Below are 2,774 nucleotides of genomic sequence, written 5' to 3' on the forward strand. Positions count from 1 at the left end.
CGGGCGGCGGGGCGGAGCGCGCCGGCGTCCAGCCGCGCGGCGTACTCTTCGTCCTCGACGAGGCGGCGCAGGGCCCGCGCCCAGGTGCCGGGGTCGTGCCCCTCGACCAGCAGCCCGCTGACCCCGTCGTGGACCGCGGTGGTGAGGCCGCCGACCGCGGCGGCCACCACGGGCGTGCCGGCGGCCTGGGCCTCGATCGCCACCAGGCCGAAGGACCCGTTGTCCGACGGGACCGCGACCAGGGTGGCGGCGGCGTACCACCGGGCCAGGTCGGCCTGGGCGACCGGGGGAACGAAGCGGACCACGTCGTGCAGGCCCAGCTCACCGGCCAGCAGCGCCAGCGACTCCGGGTGCTCCAGGCCGCTCCCCGAGGGGCCGCCGACGACCGGGACGACCAGCCGGCCGCGGAGCCCGGGCGACTGCTCGAGCAGTACCGCGACCGCTCGGAGCAGGACGTCCGGGGCTTTCAGCGGCTGGATCCGGCCGGCGAACATCACCACCGCGGCGTCCGCCGGGAGGCCCAGGTCGGCACGGGCGCGAGCCCGCGAGGGCCACCCGAACACGGCGAGGTCCACGCCCGGGTGGACCACCTCGACCCGCCACGGCTCCGCGTCGTAGAGCTCGAGGAGCTGCTTGGCCTCCAGGTCGGTGTTGGCCAGCAGCATGTCCGCCGCCGCGACCACCTGCTCCTCGCCGATCACCCGGGCGACCGGTTCCGGCGTGTCGCCGTCGGCGAGCGCGGCGTTCTTGACCTTGGCCATGGTGTGCATGGAGTGGACCAGCGGCACACCCCAGCGGTCTCGGGCCAGGGCGCCGACCTGGCCGGAGAGCCAGTAGTGGGAGTGCACGGCGTCGTAGTGGCCCAGCGGCAGCCCCGCCTCCGTGCGCAGCACCTCCCGCGCGAACACGCACATCTGGCCGGGGAGCTCACCCTTGCTGAGGCCCTCGAAGGGGCCGGCGGCGATGTGCCGGACGAGCACGCCGGGGGCGGCCTCGGCGATCGGCGGCAGCGCCGAGGAGGTCGCGCGGGTGAAGATGTCCACCTCGACGCCCCGGTCGGCCAGCCGCTTGGCCAGCTCCAGGACGTAGACGTTCATGCCGCCCGCGTCACCGGTCCCCGGCTGGTCCAGCGGGGAGGTGTGCAGGCTGATCATCGCGATGCGGGACAGCGGGCGCGCCACGTCGTACCTTCCGTTCGGTGGTCAACCGACCAGAAGAACGGTTCCGGCGGCCGGTCGATTCCCCGCGGGTCAGGCGGTCTCGGCCACCGGCTTCGCACCGCGTCGCAGCAGCACCACGGACCCCACCAGAACCACCAGCCCGAACAGCGCCTCGGCGACCAGGCGGCTCAGCGGGCCGTAGAGCAGGCTCAGCAGCGTGAGGGCGAGCAGCGGTACGGCGACGCCCACCACCACCTTCAGCCACAGCGGCGCCCGGCGGACCAGGCCCACCCCCGCGCCGACCAGGGCCAGGATCAGCCAGGTGGCCCCGGCCCACTTCAGCACCACCCCGAGGTTGCCGCCCGCGTCGGCCAGCCCGGTGGCCGAGAGCAGGTAGTGCAGGATCCAGCACGCTCCGCCGAGGATGCCGGACACGCACGCGGCAGTGCGCGAGATCATCGGTGGACCTCCCGGGTGTGAGGGACAGCACCCCGGAGTCTGCCAGATCAGGGTCTGCCAGACTGGCAATGTGCACACGATCGGACTCATCGGCGGAATGAGCTGGGAGAGCAGCGCCGTCTACTACCGCGACCTCAACCGCGGCGTGCAGCAACGGCTGGGCGGGCTGTCCTCGCCGAAGCTGGTGCTCAGCACCGTCGACTTCGCCGAGCTCACCACCCTCGAGGACGACCAGCGGTGGGACCAGATCGGCGAGCTCCTGGCCGAGGCCGCACGCGGGGTCGAACGTGCCGGCGCGGACTTCCTGCTGCTGTGCACCACGACGTTCCACAAGGTCGCCGACCCGGTGGAGGCGGCGGTCGACATCCCGCTGGTCCACCTCGCCGACGTGGTCGCCGAGAAGTGCCTGTCCCAGGGGGTGACCACCGTCGGGTTCCTCGGCACCAAGGTCGCCATGGAGGAGAGCTTCTTCGTCGACCGGCTGGCCCGCTCCGGCGTCGAGGCGCTGGTCCCGCGCCCGGAGCACCACGCCTGGATCAACGGGGCGATCTACGACGAGCTGGTCCACGGGCAGGTCGTCGACGCCACCCGGCGGCGGATGCTGCCGGTGGTCGACGAGCTGTGGGACGCCGGCGCCAAGGGCATCCTGCTGGGCTGCACCGAGATCGAGCTGCTCCTCCGGCAGGCCGATGTCGAGCTGCCGGTCTTCCCCTGCACCACGCTGCACGTCGAGGCGGCGCTGGACCGCGCGCTGGGGTGACACCGCGGCCGACCAACCCTTGCGGTTTGGACCCAAACGACAGAGGAATCGGCCTTCGGGGTGCAGTTTCGGTCCAATCGAGGGGCGACGACCGGCCGGCTCAGGGCTTCCCGCGCAGCACCAGGTCGGCCAGCCGCCGCAGCTCCTCGGTGAGCTGGTGCTCGGCCACGGTCACCTCCGGCCGCCCGGGCAGGGCGAAGGAGTAGGTGTACATGTCCGGCATCGGCGGCGCGCTCCCCACCGTGTCGAGGTCGACCCGGTCCACCAGCGCGCGCACCTGCCCGGCCCGGGGGTCGTCCCCGTCGAGGTCCACCTCGCCGTCGGCGGTGAGCCCGGCGAACCCGCCCGTGCGCGTCACCCGGACGCGGGTACGCCGCCGCCGCGCGCCGACCGCC

At 73.6% G+C, this 2,774-nt stretch carries 4 protein-coding genes; 1 reads left to right on the forward strand and 3 read right to left on the reverse strand.

Going from position 1 to position 2,774, the window contains the following annotated elements; translation table 11 throughout:
- Both mshA and PLP61_RS16265 read right to left on the reverse strand, forming a co-directional pair.
- Positions 1-1,181: D-inositol-3-phosphate glycosyltransferase (mshA, locus tag PLP61_RS16260; protein ID WP_502889096.1), on the reverse strand; the 1,181-nt coding region annotated here is incomplete at its 3' end.
- Positions 1,182-1,250: 69 nt separating this feature from the next.
- On the reverse strand, positions 1,251-1,619 hold the full coding sequence (locus PLP61_RS16265; RefSeq protein ID WP_324503809.1) for a hypothetical protein: 369 nt from the start codon (positions 1,617-1,619) through the stop codon (positions 1,251-1,253).
- 70 nt (positions 1,620-1,689) lie between these two features.
- On the opposite strand from PLP61_RS16265, the gene PLP61_RS16270 reads away from it, so the two are divergent.
- Positions 1,690-2,379 carry an aspartate/glutamate racemase family protein gene (locus PLP61_RS16270; protein WP_324503810.1) on the forward strand — a complete coding sequence of 230 codons (690 nt, stop codon included), beginning with the start codon at positions 1,690-1,692 and terminating at the stop codon, positions 2,377-2,379.
- A gap of 100 nt (positions 2,380-2,479) precedes the next feature.
- On the opposite strand, the gene PLP61_RS16275 is transcribed toward PLP61_RS16270, so the two are convergent.
- A partial coding sequence (locus PLP61_RS16275) for a protealysin inhibitor emfourin (RefSeq protein ID WP_324503811.1) occupies positions 2,480-2,774 on the reverse strand: 295 nt, incomplete at its 5' end.

The organism is Nocardioides sp. (assembly GCF_035429765.1).
In the GTDB taxonomy this organism is placed as follows: Bacteria; Actinomycetota; Actinomycetes; order Propionibacteriales; family Nocardioidaceae; genus Nocardioides.